Raw genomic sequence first — 19,023 nt, forward strand, 5'->3', positions numbered from 1 at the left:
CCAACATCTTCTGACTTATGAAACTCACTCCAGCTCAACTCCCCAAACACCTGCAAGGTACGCTCGCGCCGGTCTATATCGTGAGTGGCGACGATCCTTTGCTGTGCCAGGAAGCCGCCGATGCGATTCGTGCTGCGGCGCGCCTGCAAGGCTTCGACGAACGTCAGGTGTTCAGCGCCGATGCCAGTTTCGACTGGGGCACGCTGCTGCAGGCGGGTGCCAGCATGTCGCTGTTTGCCGAGCGGCGCCTGCTGGAACTGCGCTTGCCTTCCGGCAAGCCCGGCGACAAGGGCGCTGCGGCGCTGATGGAATATTGCGCACGCCCCGCCGAAGACACCTTGCTGCTGATCAGCCTGCCGAAACTCGACGGCAGCGCGCAAAAGACCAAATGGGGTAAAGCCCTGGTCGAAGGCGCGCAAACGCAATTCGTGCAGATCTGGCCGGTGGATATTGGCCAGTTGCCGCAATGGATTCGCCAACGGCTGTCTCAGGCCGGGCTTGCCGCGACTCAGGATGCCGTGGAACTCATCGCGGCGCGGGTAGAAGGCAACTTGCTGGCGGCGGCTCAGGAAATCGAAAAGCTCAAGCTGATGGCCGAAGAAGGCCAGATCACCGTCGAAACCGTCCAGGCTGCGGTGGCTGACAGTGCGCGCTTCGACGTCTTCGGCCTGACCGACGCGGTGCTCAACGGCGAAGCCGCTCACGCCTTGCGCATGCTCGAAGGCCTGCGTGGCGAAGGCGTGGAACCGCCGGTGATTCTCTGGGCCTTGTCCCGGGAACTGCGCGTGCTGGCGAACCTGGCGTTGCAATTCAGCCAGGGCGTGCCGCTGGACAAAGCCTTCAGCTCGGCCCGCCCGCCGATCTGGGACAAGCGCAAACCGTTGATGAGCAAAGCCCTGCAACGCCACTCGGCCAAGCGCTGGAGTGAATTGCTGATGGATGCGCAACGCATCGACGCGCAAATCAAAGGCCAGGCGGCCGGCTCACCCTGGAGCAGCCTGACCCGGCTGGCGCTGCTGATGGCCGGCCAAAGGTTGGCGTTGCCAGCGGAGTAACCGGAAACCGTTGGACGAATAATCGCGCTCCCTTCCATAGCACACATCTATTAGACAGACGCCCTTCTCTGCCGGATGATTGCCCGCGTTCAATCCCACCCAAGCGAGCATCCGCCATGAAAAAACCAAAGCGGGCCAACAAGGCCAAATCCATCGTCGCCCAGCCACTGTTCCGCAGCCGTCAGGAACAACCCGGCAAAGGTAAGGGCAGCTACCGCCGCGAAGCCTTCCAGTCTAAAAGCTGGGAGGCTTCTTACCTTCTGGCGGCTTGAAACACTACGACTTCCCCCGACGCCCCTTAGATCGGGCTGGCGTGTTAAGGTCTGCACCTATCGGTAATACCTTGGACCCAAGCATGCCCTCTTGTTTTTCCCGACGTTGGCAGTTACGCCAGCTGATCGCCGCCTCAAGCCTTATCCTGTTAGTTGCCTGCGCGGAAAAACCCACCGCAGCCGACGCCACTCCTCTCCCAGTTGCCAGCACGTTGCCTGTTGCACCTGTTGCGCCCGTCGCTCCGGTTATTGCCGTCGATGCGAATCTCGATATCCAGCCAACCATCAGTTTCAGTGACTGGCAGGCAGGTTTTCGAGCACAGGCTTTGCAGGCAGGCATCAGGCCCGACATTTTCGACAACGCGTTCGCTGGCGTGACGCCAGACATGAGCGTGGTCAAGGCTGACCGCAGCCAACCCGAGTTCACTCGCCCGGTCTGGGAATACCTCGACGGCGCGATCTCCGCAGCCCGGGTGCGTAAAGGTCAGGCATTGCTCAACCAATATGCCGATGTGCTGCAGAATATCGAGACCCGTTATGGCGTAGATCGCCAGGTGCTGGTGGCGGTCTGGGGCATGGAGAGTAATTTCGGCCAGTTTCAGGGCACGCAATCGGTGATTCGTTCATTGGCGACCCTGGCGTATGAAGGCCGTCGTCGCGGCTTCGCCCAGGATCAATTGCTCGCGGCGCTGCAGATTATCCAGCACGGCGATATCACCGCAGACCGGATGCTCGGTTCGTGGGGCGGCGCCATGGGGCAGACCCAATTCATTCCGACGACCTACAACACCCACGCCGTGGACTTCGATGGCGACGGTCGCCGCGATATCTGGAACACCCCGGCTGACGCTTTGGCGTCGACTGCGCATTACCTGCAAAGCTCCGGTTGGCAGCGCGGCCAGTCGTGGGGCTACGAAGTTGGCCTGGCGAAAGGTTTTGACTACGCCCTGGCCGACGCTTCGACGCGTAAAAGCCTCGCCCAATGGCAGCAACTGGGCGTGAGTCTGGCCAATGGTTCGCCTTTGCCGGCCGGCACCGATCAGCAACAGGCCGCACTGCTGTTGCCTGCTGGCTATCGCGGGCCAGCGTTTCTGGTTATTGATAACTTCCGGGCAATCCTCAAGTACAACAACTCATCGTCCTACGCGCTGGCTATCGGCCTGCTTTCCGAGCGGTTCAGAGGCGGTGGCTACGTTATAGGTGAATGGCCGCGCAACGACACGCCTCTGAGCCGATCTGAGCGCATCGAACTGCAAAGCCTGCTCTCGGCCAAGCAATACGACGCAGGCACGCCAGACGGGATTATCGGCGCCAACACCCGCAAAGCAATTCGCAGCGCCCAGCAATCCTACGGTTGGCCTGCTGATGGCTACCCGACACATGAATTGCTGGAAACGTTGCGCAAGCCTTGAAGCAAGGCCACCCTGCAGGAGGGAATTTATTCCCGAAAGGGCCGGTACATCCGATGCATGTCCTTCATCGATATACCGCCCTCCCGGATGAATCCGGTCCTACGGGAGTTGGGCATCAAGCAAAAAAAACGGGCCGGATATCACTATCCGGCCCGTTTTTGGTTTCAGCTCTGCCTTACGACATGGCTTTTACAGCGGTCTTGGCCTGTTCGTCGGCGTGGTACGAGGAACGTACCAACGGGCCGGACGCAACGTTCTTGAAGCCCATCTTGTAGCCTTCCTCAGCGAACCAGGCGAAGACGTCCGGATGCACGAAGCGTTCGACCGGCAAGTGGCTGCGCGATGGTTGCAGGTATTGACCCAGAGTCAGCATGTCAATGTCGTGTTCGCGCATGCGCTTCATGACTTCGATGACTTCTTCGTCGGTCTCGCCCAGGCCCAGCATCAAGCCGGACTTGGTCGGCACGTGCGGCACCATCTGCTTGAAACGTTGCAGCAGGGTCAACGACCACTGGTAATCGGAGCCAGGGCGCGCAGCCTTGTACAGGCGCGGCACGGTTTCCAGATTGTGGTTGAACACATCCGGTGGCTCGGCAGCGGTGATTTCCAGGGCGATGTCCATGCGGCCACGATAGTCCGGAACCAGTGTTTCCAGCTGCACGTTTGGCGACAGCTTGCGGATCTCACGGATGCAATCGGCAAAGTGCTGGGCACCGCCGTCACGCAGGTCGTCGCGGTCCACCGAGGTGATCACCACGTACTTGAGGCGCAAGTCAGCGATGGCCACGGCGAGGTTCAGCGGCTCGTTGACGTCCAGCGCCTTCGGACGGCCGTGACCGACGTCACAGAACGGACAGCGACGGGTGCAGATGTCGCCCATGATCATGAAGGTTGCGGTGCCGCCGGAAAAGCACTCGCCCAGGTTCGGGCAGGACGCTTCTTCGCAGACGCTGTGCAGCTTGTGTTTGCGCAGCAGTTGCTTGACGCGATCAACCTCGGGGGAAACCGGGATGCGGACACGAATCCAGTCAGGTTTCTTCGGCAGGTCGACCGTTGGAATGATCTTTACCGGAATCCGCGCAACCTTTTCCGCGCCGCGCAGTTTCACGCCGGCTTCGACTTTCGGGCGGGCAACGCGCTCGGAAACATCAAGCGTCGGGATCAGGTTTTGCACGGGGTTCTCAGCAATGTCGGTCGCAGTAGTCATATCAATCGATTCCGCCCGTGAGGGTCGTCTGCTCAGCATAGTCGAGGTGTTTGACGAGCTGCGCGCGCAGCCGGGCACTAACCTCGGCAAATTCAATCGGGCCTGCATGATCACGCAGCTGGGTCATCGCCAGCCCCGCATATCCGCAGGGATTTATCCGTCGAAACGGTTCAAGGTCCATGTCGACGTTCAACGCCAGACCATGAAATGAACAACCGTTGCGAATTCGCAGCCCCAGGGACGCGATTTTCGCTCCATCGACGTAAACACCCGGTGCGTCGGGTTTCGCGGCTGCCGTCACACCGTAACTGGCCAGCACTGCGATGAGGCTGCGTTCGATCCGGGAAACCAGATCACGCACGCCGAAGCCAAGGCGCCTGACGTCCAGCATCAGGTAAGCAACCAGTTGGCCGGGGCCATGATAGGTTACTTGGCCGCCACGATCGACCTGTATGACCGGAATATTGCCCGGCAGCAGCAGATGCTCGGCCTTGCCGGCCTGCCCCTGGGTGAAGATCGGCGGGTGCTGGACCAGCCAGACTTCGTCCTGCACCTCTTTACCGCGCTCATCGGTAAAGCGCTGCATGGCGTGCCAGCCACGCTCGTATTCGACCAGCCCGGGATCACGAAAACCCAGGGTGCCGGTCATCAGAGCACCATGTGCACGAAACCGGTAGCGCGCAGGGCGCTATTGATATCGCGCAATTGGTCTTCGCCCGTGGCAATGATATGCAGCTGAACGGTGGTGTATTTGCCGTTGCTGCTTTGGCGCTCGGCAAGGGTCTTGATATCGACCTCGGCGTGTTTCTTCAGGATCTCGATCACCGAATCGGTGAAGCCCACGACGGTGTCGCCGATCACTTTGATCGGATAGTCATCGCAGGGAAATTCGATTATGTGCGACTTAACGTCGGAATCAGTCATGGCAGTAAAGGTCTCACAAGCCGTGACGACGGACACGCGTCCGCTCAGGATATGAGCGGGCGCGAGAAGGTCGGCATTGATTTCTTGGGATGTCAGTTGAACAAGCCGTAGAAGAACAAGCGGATGCTATCCCACACGCGGCGGAAAATGCCACCTTCCTCGACCGGCTCCAGCGCGATCAGGTTGGCAGTGTGAACCACCTTGTCTTCCATTTTCACTTCAACTTTACCGATTACGTCGCCCTTGGCGATTGGCGCAACCAGTTGCGGGTTCATGGTCATGCTGGCGGTGAGCTTTTTCATCTCGCCTTTAGGCATGGTCATGCTCAGGTCTTCAGCCAGTCCAGCCTTGACTTGATGCTCTGCGCCTTTCCAGACCGGAGCCTGGGCCAGCTCGGTGCCTTTCTGATAGAAGTTCTGGGTTTCGAAGAAACGGAAACCGTAGGTAAGCAGCTTCTGGGTTTCAGCCGCACGAGCCTGTTCGCTGTTGGTGCCGAACACCACCGCGATCAAACGCATGCCATCACGCACTGCCGAAGACACCATGCAGTAACCTGCTTCATCGGTGTGACCGGTTTTCAGGCCATCGACAGTCTTGTCGCGCCACAGCAGCAGGTTGCGGTTAGGCTGCTTGATGCCGTTCCAGAAGAACTCTTTCTGCGAGTAGATCGCGTAGTGAGCCGGATCTTCATGAATGATCGCCCGAGCCAGAGTCGCCATGTCGTGCGCCGAAGAGTAATGCTCCGGGTTCGGCAGGCCAGTCGGGTTCATGAAGTGACTGTTGGTCATGCCCAGATCGGCGGCAGTCTTGTTCATCATGTCAGCGAATGCGTCTTCGCTGCCGGCGATGTGCTCGGAAAGCGCAACACTGGCGTCGTTACCCGACTGAATGATGATGCCGTGCAGCAGGTCGCTGACCGTGACCTGGGTGCCGACCTTGATGAACATCCGCGAACCGCCGGTACGCCAGGCGTTCTCGCTGACGGTAACCGGATCGTTCTCGCCGATCTGACCGCGACGAATTTCCAGGGTGGCGATGTACGCCGTCATCAGTTTGGTCAGGCTCGCCGGGGCCAGACGCTGGTCGCCGTTGTTCTCGACCAGAACGTTGCCGCTGGTGGCGTCCATCAGCACATAGGCCTTGGCAGCCAGTTGCGGCGCGGCGGGTGTCATCTGTTCAACCGCCCAGGCGGCAGGCGTGATGATCAGCGGTACAAGCAGGCACAAGCGTTTTGCAAAGGTGGTGATGTTCATCCGTCTCTCGAAATTGCTAATGGGCAAACATGCCCTCACGGGCAAAGCTGATCAGGCGGTGAAAGCGAAAACACTTTTCACGACCTGCTACGCCAGGCTCTGATCCTGGCAAACAAGGTCGTCTGTTCGACAGACAAACTTGCATACAGTTGCCGGAAACGCATGCTCTGCCGGCAAATGCGCGTCTCCGGAAACCGCCAGTCGATCAGCCTCGGATCACTCCGAAACCGCACCGACTATTGATCTGATGTCACGACGCTAGGCTGACCAAGATTGGCTGACCTGACGCTGTTCTGTAATTGCTGGGCTTCACCCTGCGTGTCGATCGGCCCCATCCGCACCCGATACAGCGTTTGCTGATTGCGTGCGATCGAACTGACGAAAACCGGTGCCCGGACCATTCCGCTGAGCTTCGACCTCAGGAGTTCCGCAGCGTCCGGATTGGCGAAGGCTCCCACCTGGAGAAATAGCCCAGACGCTTGTCCGGAAGCGTTTTTTTTTGCGTCGACCTGCAACGGGACGGCCGGTGCCGCGTGCTGCTGCGGCGGCGGTGTGTACTGTTCGATGGTTCCTGCGGAAACCGTCAACGCAGGCGGCGTGGCCTGGGCGATAACCTGCGGCTGATTCGGCAACAGCGGTGCCGGGCGGCCGTTCTGCGCCAGCCACTCTTGAGGATCGATACCTTCGACCTTGACCCGCGCCGTGCCGGTTTCGGCATAACCGAGCTTCTTGGCTGCGGCATAGGACAAGTCAATGATCCGGTCGGAGTAGAACGGCCCGCGATCATTGACCCGCAGGATTACCGTGCGGTTATTGTCCAGATTGGTCACCCGCACATAGCTCGGCAGCGGCAAGGTCTTGTGCGCCGCGCTCATCCCGTACAGGTCATACACTTCGCCGTTGGCCGTATTCTGGCCATGGAATTTGGTGCCGTACCAGGACGCCGTGCCCGAAGCAACGTAGCGCCGGGAATCGTTGAGCGGGAAATAGGTCTTGCCCAGCACGGTGTACGGGTTGGCTTTATAAGGCCCGTTATGCAGGGTTGGCGTGGCGTCGGGAATGCGCGACACGTCGACATCCCACCACGGCGCGCCGTCCTTGTGTGCCCGGTTGATATCCAGGCCGGGCATGGCACGCACTGCTGCGCCGCCTTTTTGTGGCGAGCGGCCGGTATTGGATGAACAACTCACCACCAGCAACGCGAGCGCAGCGTAGGACAACAACTTCAGCGGTGTGCGAATCGGCATTGCCGGCATTACTTGACGCCTCGAGCTTGAACCAATAATTCAGACAGCTGATGCACGGTCATGGCGTACATCACGCTGCGGTTATAACGCGTGATTGCATAAAAATTATTCAGACCCATCCAGTATTCCGGCCCCTTTTCGCCCTCAAGGCGAAAGGCGGTTACCGGCAGGTCATCGCGCAGCGCATCATGACTCGCCCAACCCAACGCTCGCAACTCCCCAACGGTCTTAACCGGATCAATGCCCGGACTCAATCCTTCGTCAACCCGGTCGCCGCGCACATTGGCAAGGCTGACCACCTGCTCGCCAGCGACCCAGCCATGGCGCTTGAAGTAGCTGGCCACGCTGCCGATGGCGTCGTCCGGATCGGTCCAGATATTGATGTGGCCGTCGCCGTCGAAATCCACTGCATACGCGCGAAAACTGCTCGGCATGAACTGCGGCAAACCCATGGCACCTGCATAGGAGCCCTTGAGCGTCAGCGGATCGACCTGCTGTTCGCGGGCCAGCAACAGAAACTCGCGCAGCTCCTTGCGAAAGAAATCGGCACGCGGCGGATAGTCAAAGCCTAGCGTAGACAGGGCGTCGATGACCCGGTAATTGCCGGTATTGCGCCCGAAAAACGTCTCGACGCCAATAATCGACACGATGACCTGGGCCGGAACGCCGTATTCCTGCTCGGCACGGGCCAGCGCGGCCTCGTGCTGACGCCAGAAGTCCACACCTCGCGCGATGCGCGCGTCAGTGATGAACATCGGACGATACTCCTTCCATTGCTTGACCCGCTCGGCCGGCCGGGAAATAGCATCGAGGATCGACTGCTTGCGCTCCACTTCACGAAACACGTCAATCAACTGCTCGCCGGCGAAGCCGTAATCGCGAGTCATCTGTGCGACAAACTCGGCAACCTGTGGCGAGCCTTCGTAATCCCCTGCCAATGCCTCTTGAACAGATCCAAGGATACCAACCAGGCCGACCAACGGAGCATATCGAGCCCAGTTACGCACTACTTGCATGGAATTCTTCACCTTAATCAAACCTGTGCGATCCACTTACGATGTGTGTGAATCGACATCAAAACCCCAAACGCTGACAGTAGGGTTACCAGCGAAGTTCCGCCGTAACTAATGAAGGGCAGCGGCACGCCCACAACTGGCAGCAGGCCACTGACCATACCGATGTTGACGAAAACGTAAACAAAAAATGTCATTGTCAGGCTGCCCGCGAGCAATTTGCCGAACAAAGTCTGGGCCTGAGCGGTGATCACCAGGCCGCGCCCGATCAATAGCAGATAAATCAGCAGCAGCGCGCAAATCCCCACCAGACCGAACTCTTCACCCAATACCGCAATAATGAAGTCAGTGTGGCTTTCCGGCAGGAAATCCAGGTGCGACTGGGTGCCCAGCAGCCAACCCTTGCCAAACACGCCGCCCGAACCGATGGCCGCCTTGGACTGAATGATGTTCCATCCGGTGCCCAGCGGATCGCTCTCCGGATCAAGGAACGTCAGGATTCGCTGCTTCTGGTAGTCGTGCATGATGAAGAACCACATCGCCACCGCGACCGGCACGGCAGCAGCAACCACGCTGATGATCCAGCGCCAGCGCAACCCGGCCATGAACAACACGAAGGTCCCAGAGGCCAGAATCAACAGCGAGGTGCCCAGGTCCGGCTGGCGAACGATGAGGACGAATGGAATGCCGATCAGCGCCAGGCTGACCGCTACATGTTTGAGATGGGGCGGCAGCGTGCGTTTCGACAAATACCAGGCGATGGTCGTCGGCATGATGATCTTGAGGAATTCCGAAGGCTGGAAACGGATCACGCCGGGTATGTTAATCCAGCGAGTCGCGCCCATAGCGTTATGACCCATCACATCCACCACCACCAGCAGCAGCACGCCCAGCACATAGAGCACCGGCACCCAGCGCGCCAGGAAGCGCGGTTCAAGCTGGGCGATAATGACCATCGCCACCAGGCCGATGCCAAACGAACTGGCCTGCTTGATCAGCAAATCCCAGTTCTTGCCGCTGGCCGAATACAGCACGAACAGGCTACCGGCTGCCAATGTCAGCAACAGAATCAGCAGCGGCCCGTCGATATGAATGCGCTGCAGGAAGGTGGCGCGGCGGCGCATCACATCTTCACTGGACAGAATGCGGTCGAAATTACTCTTCACGGGCACTGGCCGCAGTCTCCACAGGTGTTAGGCCGGCGTACTCAGGCTTGAGCGTGCCGTCGGGATTGAGCAGCCAGGCGTCCATGACCTGACGAACCACGGGAGCAGCGACGCCGGAACCCGACTCGCCGTTCTCCACCATGACGGCGACCACGATCTTCGGGTTGTCGGCTGGCGCGAAACCTACGAACAAGGCGTGGTCTCGATGGCGCTCTTGAACCTTGGAGCGGTCATATTTTTCGCCTTGCTTGATCGCCACGACCTGGGCGGTACCGCTTTTCCCGGCAATCCGGTACTGCGCGCCAATCGCCGCCTTGCGGGCCGTGCCGCGCGCACCGTGCATGACCTGCTGCATGCCATGGTTGACCTTGGCCCAATCCGACGGATCGCGCAGCACGATGTCCGGCATCGGGTTTTCATCAACAGGCGGCTGGCCTTCGATGGTTTTGGCCAGATGCGGACGATTCCACTTGCCCTTGTTGGCCACCAGCGCAGTGGCCTGGGCCAGTTGCAACGGCGTGGCCTGCATGTAGCCCTGACCGATCCCGAGGATCAAGGTCTCGCCAGGGAACCAGGCCTGGCGGCGGGTCGCGCGCTTCCAGTCCCGGGATGGCATCAGGCCAGGAGACTCTTCGAACATGTCCAGCGACACTTTTTGGCCGATGCCGAACTTGTTCATATACGTGGCCAGTCGGTCGATGCCGATCTTGTGCGCCAAATCGTAAAAATAGGTGTCATTGGAGCGCATGATCGCGGTGTCCAGATCGACCCAGCCATCGCCGGTACGGTTCCAGTTGCGGTATTTGTGATCGTAATTGGGCAGCTGATAGAAGCCGGGGTCGAAGACCCGTGTCGAAGCGGTCACCACACCGGAGTCCAAACCGGCAATCGCCACGGCGGGTTTGATGGTCGATCCTGGCGGATACAGGCCGCGCAGAACTCGGTTGAACAGCGGTCTATCAATCGAATCGCGCAGTTCAGCGTAGGCCTTGAAGCTGATACCGGTCACGAACAGGTTCGGGTCGAAACTCGGCGCACTGACCATCGCCAGGACTTCGCCCGTCGCTGGGTCGAGGGCGACGATTGCGCCGCGACGCCCGCCCAGCGCCGCTTCTGCGGCTTGCTGCAGTTTTATGTCGAGGCTGAGCACGATGTCCTTGCCCGGCACCGGATCGGTCCGTTTGAGGACACGCAACACACGACCCCGGGCATTGGTTTCGACTTCTTCGTAGCCGACCTGACCATGCAGTTCGGGTTCGTAGAAACGCTCGATGCCAGTCTTGCCAATGTGATGGGTGCCGCTATAGGCCACGGGATCGAGGCTTTTCAGCTCTTTCTCGTTGATCCGGCCCATGTAACCCACCGAGTGCGCAAAATGCGACCCCTCGGGATAATGCCGCACCAGCTGCGCCACCACTTCAACGCCCGGAAGGCGGAACTGGTTGACGGCCACTCTGGCAATTTGTTCTTCGGTGAGCTCAAACAGAATCGGCACCGGCTCAAACGGCCGTCGCCCTTGCTTCATGCGTTTTTCGAAAATGGAACGGTCGTCCGGCGTCAGCTCCAGCACTTCGACGATGGTATCGAGCACCTGGGACCAGTCGCCGGAACGCTCGCGGGTCATGCTCAGGCTGAAACTGGGCCGGTTATCGGCCACCACCACGCCATTGCGGTCAAAGATCAAGCCCCGGCTGGGAGGGATCGGCTGGACATGAACCCGGTTGTTTTCCGACAGGGTCGAGTGATACTCGTACTGGATGACCTGCAGGAAATACAGCCGCGCCACCAGCACGCAAATCAGCACTACGACAGCCACAGCTCCGACCACGACCCGGCCGCGCACCAGACGTGCGTCTTTCTCATGGTCTTTTAGGCGGATCGGCTGAGACATTAGGGCGCAGTGCTATTTGTGATAAGGGTGCCCGGACAGAACTGTCCAGGCGCGGTAGATCTGCTCGCCAATCAGGATGCGCACCAGCGGATGCGGCAGGGTCAGCGGCGACAATGACCAGCGCTGATCACTGCGCGCGCAGACTTCCGGCGCCAGCCCTTCGGGCCCGCCGACCATGAAGTTCACAGTACGCGAGTCCAGACGCCAGCGCTCAAGCTCAACCGCCAGTTGCTCGGTGCTCCAGGGTTTGCCGTGGACCTCAAGGGTCACGATCCGCTCGCCCGGCTGCACTTTGGCCAGCATGGCTTCGCCTTCCTGACGGATGAAGCGCGCCACGTCGGCATTCTTGCCACGGGTATTGAGCGGAATCTCCACCAGATCGAGCGCCAGTTCGGATGGCAGACGCTTGGCATACTCGTGCCAACCTTCCTCCACCCACTTGGGCATGCGCGAACCGACCGCGATCAGACGCAGACGCACAACGACCTCTTACTGCTGGTCTTTGTTGAGCTTGTTGAAATGCTCATGGCCAACTTCAGGGCTGTGGTGCTTGGCATCCGCCGCACGGCTTTGCTCAGCACCCTGCCACAGACGCTCAAGGTCATAGAACTGACGGGCATTGGCGGTCATCACGTGAACGATGACGTCACCCAGGTCCAGCAGCACCCAGTCGCTGTCGCCCTTGCCTTCTTCGCTCAGCGATTTCAGGCCGGCAGCCTTGACCTTGTCACGCACGCTATCAACCAGTGCGTTCAACTGACGGTTGGAAGTACCGGTGCAGATCAGCATGTAGTCGGCGATGCTGGTTTTGTCGCGTACATCGATGGTTTGAATGTCGGTGCCTTTGACGTCTTCCAGCGCTGCAATTGCAATCTGGACGACTTCTTCACTGCTCATTTTTTGCTTTGTCATAAAAAACTCAATTTGCTCGTATGTGTGGAAACGCCAAAACGCTTATCGATTAAAGCTGTTGTGGGGCGTTCCCTCAGTTTTTCGGCGCATGGTACAGCCCGTGCGCTTCGATATAGGCCAGTACCGCGTCTGGCACCAGATAACGTACCGACTTCCCGCTGGCCAGCAGTTGGCGGATCTGGGTGGCAGACACGGATAACGGTGTCTGCCAGACGAATGTAATGTGTCCGCCCGGCCCTTTCAGGGCCTTCGGATCGCTGACTGCGCGTGCCGCCAGCAGATTGCGCATGGCATCCGGCGACTCGCTGTCCGCGTCCGGGCGCTGCAGCACCACGATATGGCAGTGCTCCAACAGTTCATCCCAACGATGCCAGGTTGGCAGCCCACAAAAGGCATCCCAACCCAGCAACAGGAATAACTGGTCCTGCGCGGCCAGCTCGGCCCGCGTCGATTCCAGCGTATCAATGGTGTAGGACGGCTTGTCCCGCTTCAACTCGCGGTCATCCACCGTCAAGGGCGGCACGCCGACAACCGCGCATTCGACCATCGCCAGACGATCCTGCGCAGACACACTCGGCGTATCGCGATGAGGCGGCCGGGCGCTGGGCGTCAGGCGTAACTCATCCAGTTCAAGCAACGCGGCGACTTCCAGCGCACCGCGCAAATGACCGATGTGCACGGGGTCAAAGGTGCCACCCAGAATCCCGATGCGTTTGGGCATAAGCGCAGCGGCGTGCCGTTCAGGCTCGCTCAAGTCAGGCTGGCTCCTGTCCACGCAGCTGGCCATCACCGATCACGATGTACTTCTCGCAGGTCAGACCTTCGAGACCGACCGGACCGCGGGCGTGCAGCTTATCAGTAGAAATGCCGATCTCGGCACCCAATCCGTATTCGAAGCCATCAGCGAAGCTGGTCGGTGCGTTGACCATCACCGAACTGGAGTCGACTTCGGCCATGAAGCGCCGCACTTGTCCCTGATGATCGGAGACGATGGCATCGCTGTGATGCGAGCCATAGTGATTGATGTGTTCGATGGCCTGATCCAGCCCGGTCACGATCCGGATCGACAGAATCGCTGCCAGGTACTCGGTATTCCAGTCTTCTTCGGTGGCAACGTTCGCCTCGATCAACTCGCGGGTACGCTCGCAACCACGCAGTTCAACGCCTTTTTCGCGGAACTGGGCAGCCATCTGCGGCAGGAACTCGGCTGCGATGGTCTGATCGACCAGCAGGGTTTCCATGGCGCCACATATCCCGTAACGATAAGTCTTGGCGTTGAACGCAATGCGCTGAGCTTTCGGCAAATCCGCATGAGCGCTGACATACACGTGGCAAATGCCGTCCAGATGCTTGATGACCGGCACCCGTGCGTCACGGCTGACGCGTTCGATCAAGCCTTTGCCGCCACGCGGCACGATGACGTCGACGAACTCGGGCATGGTGATCAACGCACCGACGGCGGCGCGGTCTGTGGTTTCCACTACCTGAACGACGGCAGCCGGCAAACCGGCTTCGGCCAGGCCGCGCTGGATGCAGGCGGCAATCGCCTGGTTCGAATGAATCGCCTCGGAACCCCCGCGCAGGATGGTCGCGTTGCCAGACTTCAGGCACAGGCTCGCGGCATCGATGGTCACGTTGGGCCGCGACTCGTAGATGATCCCGACCACGCCCAGCGGCACGCGCATCTTGCCCACCTGAATACCGGACGGGCGAAAGCTCATGTCGCGGATCGCGCCGATCGGGTCCGGAAGGTTCGCTACCTGACGCAACCCGACGATCATGCTGTCGATCCGTGCGGGGGTCAGGGCCAGACGCTCAAGCATTGCCGGCTCAAGACCATTGGCGCGGCCGGCGGCCAGGTCCATGTCATTGGCAGCAGACAATTGAGCGCGGGCGTCATCCAGAGCGGCAGCGGTGGCCAATAGCGCGCGGTTTTTCTGCGCAGTGCTGGCACGGCCGATCACTCGCGAAGCTTCGCGGGCGGCTTGACCCAGGCGGGTCATGTAGTCAAGAACAGACTCAGTCATGGTCTCAGAGGTCTTGGCATAGAGGAAAGCGGCCGATTATAGCTGTCAAGCGCCGCTAACGACAGCGGTGACAGGCGGATGGTCGAGAACAGTGCAAAAACGAGGGGTGGTGGATCAATTCTGGGCCGATTGCCCTTGATGCGATCCGTTGGAGCGAGGCCGGAGGATATCTAACTCTGCACTATTCAGCTCCAATTAAGACTGAGGTTGCTATCATCACCGCCCACCCGCCGCCACTTCATGTGTCCCCATGCCTGACGCCCTTCCCGACAGTTTTTTCCATCGCGACGCACAAGTGCTGGCCCGAGCGCTGTTGGGCAAGGTGATTCGACATAAGGTCGGCAAACTCTGGCTGGCGGCGCGGATTATCGAGACCGAAGCCTATTACTGCGCCGAGAAAGGCAGTCACGCGTCGCTGGGCTACACCGAGAAGCGCAAAGCACTGTTTCTCGACGGTGGTCACATCTATATGTATTACGCCCGGGGCGGCGACTCACTGAACTTCAGTGCCGAAGGCCCGGGCAATGCAGTGCTGATCAAATCCGCCTTCCCATGGGTCGACGACGTATCGGACGCCAACAGCCTTGCGCAAATGCAATTGAATAACCCGGACGCCAGCGGCGCGATCCGCCCAGCCGAACGGCTGTGTTCCGGCCAGACCCTGCTGTGCAAGGCGCTGGGCCTGAAAGTGCCGATGTGGGACGCCAGGCGCTTCGATCCCGAGCAACTGCTGGTCGAGGACGTAAACCAGAACCCGCGTCAGATTATTCAGACCACACGCCTGGGCATCCCGACCGGCCGTGACGAACATCTTCTGTACCGCTTCGTCGACGCTCAATACGCTCGCTTCTGTACGCGGAACCCGCTGCGCCGTGGTCAGGTCGAAGGCCGCGACTACTTTTTAATCGATCAAGGAAAATGACCCATGGGGCCATGGCTCGATAGCATCACCGGTTGGCTGGCGGCAAACCCTTCGTGGCTGAGCGTGGCCATTTTCGTGGTGGCATTTATCGAGTGTCTGGCCATCGCCGGGATCATCGTGCCCGGCACGGTTTTGCTGTTTGCCGTCGCCGCTTTGGCGGGTAGCGGCGTGCTGCCGCTGGGTGAAGTCTTGCTGCTGGGGTTTGTCGGCGGATTGCTGGGCGATGCGATTTCTTATTTCCTGGGCCGCAAGTTTCACCAAAACATCCGCCGCCTGCCGGGCCTGCGCCATCACCCCGAATGGATCGGCGGCGCCGAGACTTACTTTCAGCGCTACGGCATTGCCAGCTTGCTGGTCGGGCGCTTCATCGGTCCGCTACGGCCCATGCTGCCGATGGTGGCCGGCATGTTCGACATGCCATTCCCGCGCTTCGCCGCGGTCAGCGTCATCGCGGCGGCGGGATGGTCGATTGTCTACCTGCTGCCGGGTTGGGCCGCAGGTGCGGCGGTTCGTCTGCCGTTGCCGGAAGGTTTCTGGCCGCAGGCAGCGGTGGTCGGTGGCGGCATGGCCGTGCTGCTCGCCGTGGCTGTGCAAAGCAGTCTGCGCGCCAAGCGTTACGCCACCAAGGTCATTGCGGTGGTCGCCGGGATCATGTTGGGCGGCCTGTTTCTCGGCTGGCCGTACCTGACCCGGTTCGATAACGGGCTGATGACCCTGGTGCAAGAACATCGCAGCGCCGCAGTCGATGACTTTGTGATCGTCGTGACCGGGCTGGGAGATTTCCGCACGCAGTTTTTTGCCGCTGCGCTGTTGCTGGCCCTGCTGCTGATCACCAGACAATGGCGTCATGCCCTGTTTGCCGGGGCCACGACCCTGGGTTGCGCCATCGTCAATGGCAGCATGAAATACATCTTCGCCCGCGCCCGCCCGGAAGTGCTGCTCGAACCCCTCACCACTTACAGCATGCCCAGCGGTCACAGTTCGGCGGCGTTTGGCTTGTTCATGACCCTGGCGGTGCTGGCTGGTCGCGGGCAACCGGTGCGCTTGCGCCTGACCTGGCTGTTGTTGGGCGGCATACCGGCGCTGTCGATTGCCATGTCACGGGTGTATCTGGGCGTGCACTGGCCGACGGACGTACTGGCCGGGATGATGCTGGCGTTCTGCGTGTGCGCCGCCAGCCTGGCCTTCGTCCAGCGCGACACGTCGTTGAACGCCCTGCCGGTGCGGGTCTGGTGGCTGATCCTGCCGGCGCTGGTCGCGCTGTTCAGCGCCTTTGCCTTGCATTCGCTGCCCCATGCGATCTTGCGCTATCAGTATTGATGCCCAACGCAGGCCGGCCGCTCAGGCCTGCAGATCGCCTTGCATTTCATCGAGCAGATCCTGGATCGCATCGAGACGCTCTTCGGCGTCATCGATTTCCAGCAACTCGATCTTGTCTTCCTCGGTGAACGGCAGCAGATACGCCAACTGATTGGCCAGTGACTGCTGGCCGCTGGCGGTCAGGCCCATGTTCAGCGCAGCCACCATCGGATGCTCGGCCAGGGCGGCGAGCAAGGCGACCAGATCGGCATCTTCTTCCTGTAATGGCCGCTCTTGCGGCTCGTCCAGCCATTGCACCTGGGCGAGCAGCAATTGGTCGCGCTGGGTCTCGGTGCTGAGCACGCGAAAACGCCGCCCGCCCTCCACGCGAATACCCAGCAGGCCATTGTCCTGTTGCTGGAAGTCACGCACCAATGCCTCGCAGCCGATCAGTGAATAACCCGCCGGTACCTCACCGACTTCTTTACCTTCGGTGATGCACACCACGCCAAAGCCTTCGCCTTGTTTCATGCAGCGGCTGATCATGTCCAGATAGCGCGCTTCGAACAGTTGCAGATCAAGCACGCAACCCGGAAACAGCACAGCGTTAAGTGGAAAAAGCGGCAACGTCATACCAGAGCACCTTTAAACGACCAAAGACACCGCGAGCGGCAAGAACAACGCAGTCGCGACACCCATCAGACTCATTGCCAGTGCAGCAAATGCGCCGCACTCCTCACCTTCCTGCAACGCCGCCGAGGTACCCACCGCGTGGGCAGTAAGGCCCAGCGCCATCCCTCGGGCAGCGGGGTTTTGCACACCGGCCAGGGTCAGCAGACCGGGACCGAATATTGCCCCGATCACGCCAGTAATCAACACGAACACCGCCGCCAGCGCCGCCACACCGCCGATCTGCTCGGCGACCAGCATGGCGATGGGCGAAGTCACCGACTTGGGCGCCATGGTCATCAGAATCATGTGATCGGCGCCAAACAGCCAGCCCAGCAGCACGCACAGCCCGGTGGCGAAGACGCCGCCCACTACCAGCGTAGTTAAAGTCGGCCACAACAACTGTCGAATCCTGCGCAAATTCAGAAAAAGCGGCACCGCCAGCGCCACCGTCGCCGGGCCGAGCAGAATGCTGAGGATTTCCGTGCTCTTGCGATATTCGGCGTAGCTCAGGCCACAACTGAGCAAAACGCCAATGACCACCAGCATCGACACCAGCACCGGCTGCAAAAACACCCAGCGGGTTTTCTCGTAGCCAGCCAGCACCAGCTGATAAGCGCCAAGGGTAATAGCGATGCCGAACAACGGATGATGAATCACCGACATCGCGGCGCCGTGCCAGTCGAGACTCATGATGGCTCCTGGCGGCGCGCCTGACGGTCGATGAGTTTCTGCATCAGCCATCCGGCGAACGTCAGGGCAATCATCAGCGACAACACCAGCGAGCCAACGATGGCCCAGAAATCCTCGGCAATGGCCGCGGCGTAGACCATCACGCCCACGGCGGGCGGCACCAGCAGCAACGGCAGATAGCGCAGCAGACTGCTGGCCGCCAGGCTGATCGGCTCGCTGACCTCGCCGCGCACCATGAGATACACCAGCATCAACACCAACCCGATAATCGGCCCGGGCAGTATCGACAAGAACAAATGATTGAGCGCAGTGCCGAGCAATTGGAACAGCACCAGCCAGGTCAAACCCCGTAACAACATAAAAAGCTCCAGCAAATCGGCGGCGACATTATAGGCACGCAGCCATGATGGCTATGGATCGGCATTCGCAAAGCCGCACTTGGCTAACCATCCCTTGACCAATCCTCAACCCTCTGCTGATCTTGGATTTCACCTGCGAAGGCAAAATCCTACGCAAAAAGATGAAAAAGCAGTAATACAAAAAAGAAAACGACGAAGACAAGGAGAGTGCCTATGCCGTTTGTACCTGTTACCGAGCTCAAGAATTATGTCGGCAAGGAGCTGGGATATTCCGAATGGCTGACCATTGATCAGGAGCGCATCAACCTGTTCGCCGAAGCCACAGGTGATTTTCAGTTCATTCACGTGGACCCGGTCAAAGCCGCCCAGACGCCGTTCGGCGGGACCATCGCCCACGGTTTTCTGTCGTTGTCGCTGATCCCCAAGCTGATGGAAAACCTGCTGGTGATGCCCGAAGGCTTGAAGATGGCAATTAACTATGGCCTGGACAGCGTGCGTTTTATCCAGCCAGTGAAGGTCGACTCGCGCGTTCGTCTAAAAGTTGAACTGACCGAGGTGACCGAGAAAAAACCGGGGCAGTGGCTGCTCAAAGCCACGGCCACACTGGAGATCGAGGGCCAGGAGAAGCCAGCGTTCATCGCTGAACCCTTGTCCATGTGCTTCGTGTAACACTGTTAAATCACGAAACAGTCGTTACAGACT

21 protein-coding genes are annotated in these 19,023 nt (G+C 59.9%); 6 read left to right on the top strand and 15 right to left on the bottom strand.

Going from position 1 to position 19,023, the window contains the following annotated elements:
- Positions 1-17 precede the first annotated feature (17 nt).
- The 3 genes from holA to AABC73_RS24880 all read left to right on the top strand — a co-directional run bounded on the left by holA (position 18) and on the right by AABC73_RS24880 (position 2,739).
- Positions 18-1,055, top strand: coding sequence for a DNA polymerase III subunit delta (gene holA / locus AABC73_RS24870; RefSeq protein ID WP_341521362.1), 1,038 nt, complete (start codon positions 18-20; stop codon positions 1,053-1,055).
- 116 nt (positions 1,056-1,171) lie between these two features.
- Positions 1,172-1,327 carry an alternative ribosome rescue factor ArfA gene (arfA, locus tag AABC73_RS24875; protein WP_020289592.1) on the top strand — a complete coding sequence of 52 codons (156 nt, stop codon included), beginning with the start codon at positions 1,172-1,174 and terminating at the stop codon, positions 1,325-1,327.
- Positions 1,328-1,410: 83 nt separating this feature from the next.
- Positions 1,411-2,739 (top strand): lytic murein transglycosylase, encoded by a 1,329-nt coding sequence (locus AABC73_RS24880; protein ID WP_341521363.1) that lies wholly within the window; start codon positions 1,411-1,413, stop codon positions 2,737-2,739.
- Positions 2,740-2,914: 175 nt separating this feature from the next.
- Here the strand turns inward: AABC73_RS24880 and lipA are convergent, their stop codons facing one another.
- The 12 genes from lipA to AABC73_RS24940 form a co-directional block, all read right to left on the bottom strand.
- Positions 2,915-3,946, bottom strand: coding sequence for a lipoyl synthase (gene lipA / locus AABC73_RS24885; protein ID WP_341521364.1), 1,032 nt, complete (start codon positions 3,944-3,946; stop codon positions 2,915-2,917).
- A gap of 1 nt (position 3,947) precedes the next feature.
- Positions 3,948-4,595 carry a lipoyl(octanoyl) transferase LipB gene (gene lipB, locus AABC73_RS24890; protein ID WP_341521365.1) on the bottom strand — a complete coding sequence of 216 codons (648 nt, stop codon included), beginning with the start codon at positions 4,593-4,595 and terminating at the stop codon, positions 3,948-3,950.
- Positions 4,595-4,870 (bottom strand): DUF493 domain-containing protein, encoded by a 276-nt coding sequence (locus AABC73_RS24895; RefSeq protein WP_331150095.1) that lies wholly within the window; start codon positions 4,868-4,870, stop codon positions 4,595-4,597. Before AABC73_RS24895 ends, lipB begins: the two co-directional genes overlap by 1 nt.
- A 92-nt stretch (positions 4,871-4,962) precedes the next feature.
- Positions 4,963-6,123: a D-alanyl-D-alanine carboxypeptidase family protein gene (locus tag AABC73_RS24900; protein WP_065833710.1), complete on the bottom strand. Its 1,161-nt coding sequence runs from the start codon at positions 6,121-6,123 to the stop codon at positions 4,963-4,965.
- Positions 6,124-6,359: 236 nt separating this feature from the next.
- Positions 6,360-7,379, bottom strand: coding sequence for a septal ring lytic transglycosylase RlpA family protein (locus AABC73_RS24905; protein WP_341521366.1), 1,020 nt, complete (start codon positions 7,377-7,379; stop codon positions 6,360-6,362).
- Positions 7,379-8,386: a lytic murein transglycosylase B gene (gene mltB / locus AABC73_RS24910; RefSeq protein WP_341521367.1), complete on the bottom strand. Its 1,008-nt coding sequence runs from the start codon at positions 8,384-8,386 to the stop codon at positions 7,379-7,381. The genes AABC73_RS24905 and mltB overlap by 1 nt, the downstream gene beginning before the upstream one ends.
- Positions 8,387-8,403: 17 nt before the next feature.
- Positions 8,404-9,507, bottom strand: coding sequence for a rod shape-determining protein RodA (gene rodA, locus AABC73_RS24915; RefSeq protein ID WP_341524331.1), 1,104 nt, complete (start codon positions 9,505-9,507; stop codon positions 8,404-8,406).
- A 31-nt stretch (positions 9,508-9,538) separates the two neighbouring features.
- Positions 9,539-11,440: a penicillin-binding protein 2 gene (gene mrdA, locus AABC73_RS24920; protein WP_341521368.1), complete on the bottom strand. Its 1,902-nt coding sequence runs from the start codon at positions 11,438-11,440 to the stop codon at positions 9,539-9,541.
- Between the two features lie 12 nt (positions 11,441-11,452).
- Positions 11,453-11,920: a 23S rRNA (pseudouridine(1915)-N(3))-methyltransferase RlmH gene (gene rlmH, locus AABC73_RS24925; protein WP_341521369.1), complete on the bottom strand. Its 468-nt coding sequence runs from the start codon at positions 11,918-11,920 to the stop codon at positions 11,453-11,455.
- Positions 11,921-11,929: 9 nt separating this feature from the next.
- The gene (gene rsfS / locus AABC73_RS24930) at positions 11,930-12,352 is read right to left on the bottom strand and encodes a ribosome silencing factor (protein ID WP_020289603.1); all 423 of its coding nucleotides are present in this window, start codon (positions 12,350-12,352) and stop codon (positions 11,930-11,932) included.
- 73 nt (positions 12,353-12,425) lie between these two features.
- Complete coding sequence (gene nadD, locus AABC73_RS24935) at positions 12,426-13,073, bottom strand: nicotinate-nucleotide adenylyltransferase (RefSeq protein ID WP_341524332.1); 648 nt, start codon at positions 13,071-13,073, stop codon at positions 12,426-12,428.
- A gap of 34 nt (positions 13,074-13,107) precedes the next feature.
- Positions 13,108-14,379 (bottom strand): glutamate-5-semialdehyde dehydrogenase, encoded by a 1,272-nt coding sequence (locus AABC73_RS24940; RefSeq protein ID WP_331150568.1) that lies wholly within the window; start codon positions 14,377-14,379, stop codon positions 13,108-13,110.
- A 250-nt stretch (positions 14,380-14,629) separates the two neighbouring features.
- On the opposite strand from AABC73_RS24940, the gene AABC73_RS24945 reads away from it, so the two are divergent.
- Entirely contained in the window at positions 14,630-15,301 is a 672-nt protein-coding gene (locus AABC73_RS24945; RefSeq protein WP_341521370.1) for a DNA-3-methyladenine glycosylase, read from the top strand.
- A gap of 3 nt (positions 15,302-15,304) precedes the next feature.
- Positions 15,305-16,621 (top strand): bifunctional DedA family/phosphatase PAP2 family protein, encoded by a 1,317-nt coding sequence (locus AABC73_RS24950; protein ID WP_341521371.1) that lies wholly within the window; start codon positions 15,305-15,307, stop codon positions 16,619-16,621.
- Between the two features lie 21 nt (positions 16,622-16,642).
- On the opposite strand, the gene AABC73_RS24955 is transcribed toward AABC73_RS24950, so the two are convergent.
- Genes AABC73_RS24955 through AABC73_RS24965 form a run of 3 tightly spaced genes read right to left on the bottom strand, consistent with a single transcriptional unit; the run spans position 16,643 to position 18,321 of the window.
- Positions 16,643-17,233 (bottom strand): LON peptidase substrate-binding domain-containing protein, encoded by a 591-nt coding sequence (locus tag AABC73_RS24955; RefSeq protein WP_341521372.1) that lies wholly within the window; start codon positions 17,231-17,233, stop codon positions 16,643-16,645.
- A gap of 12 nt (positions 17,234-17,245) precedes the next feature.
- On the bottom strand, positions 17,246-17,962 hold the full coding sequence (locus AABC73_RS24960; RefSeq protein ID WP_341521373.1) for an LrgB family protein: 717 nt from the start codon (positions 17,960-17,962) through the stop codon (positions 17,246-17,248).
- On the bottom strand, positions 17,959-18,321 hold the full coding sequence (locus tag AABC73_RS24965; RefSeq protein ID WP_331150573.1) for a CidA/LrgA family protein: 363 nt from the start codon (positions 18,319-18,321) through the stop codon (positions 17,959-17,961). The genes AABC73_RS24960 and AABC73_RS24965 overlap by 4 nt, the downstream gene beginning before the upstream one ends.
- 213 nt (positions 18,322-18,534) lie before the next feature.
- Here AABC73_RS24965 and AABC73_RS24970 point away from each other — a divergent pair, with 213 nt between their 5' ends.
- A complete protein-coding gene (locus AABC73_RS24970) occupies positions 18,535-18,990 on the top strand; it encodes a MaoC family dehydratase (protein WP_331150574.1) in 456 nt (151 codons plus the stop codon).
- Positions 18,991-19,023: the final 33 nt, after the last annotated feature.

This window comes from Pseudomonas sp. G.S.17, assembly GCF_038096165.1.
In the GTDB taxonomy this organism is placed as follows: domain Bacteria; phylum Pseudomonadota; class Gammaproteobacteria; order Pseudomonadales; family Pseudomonadaceae; genus Aquipseudomonas.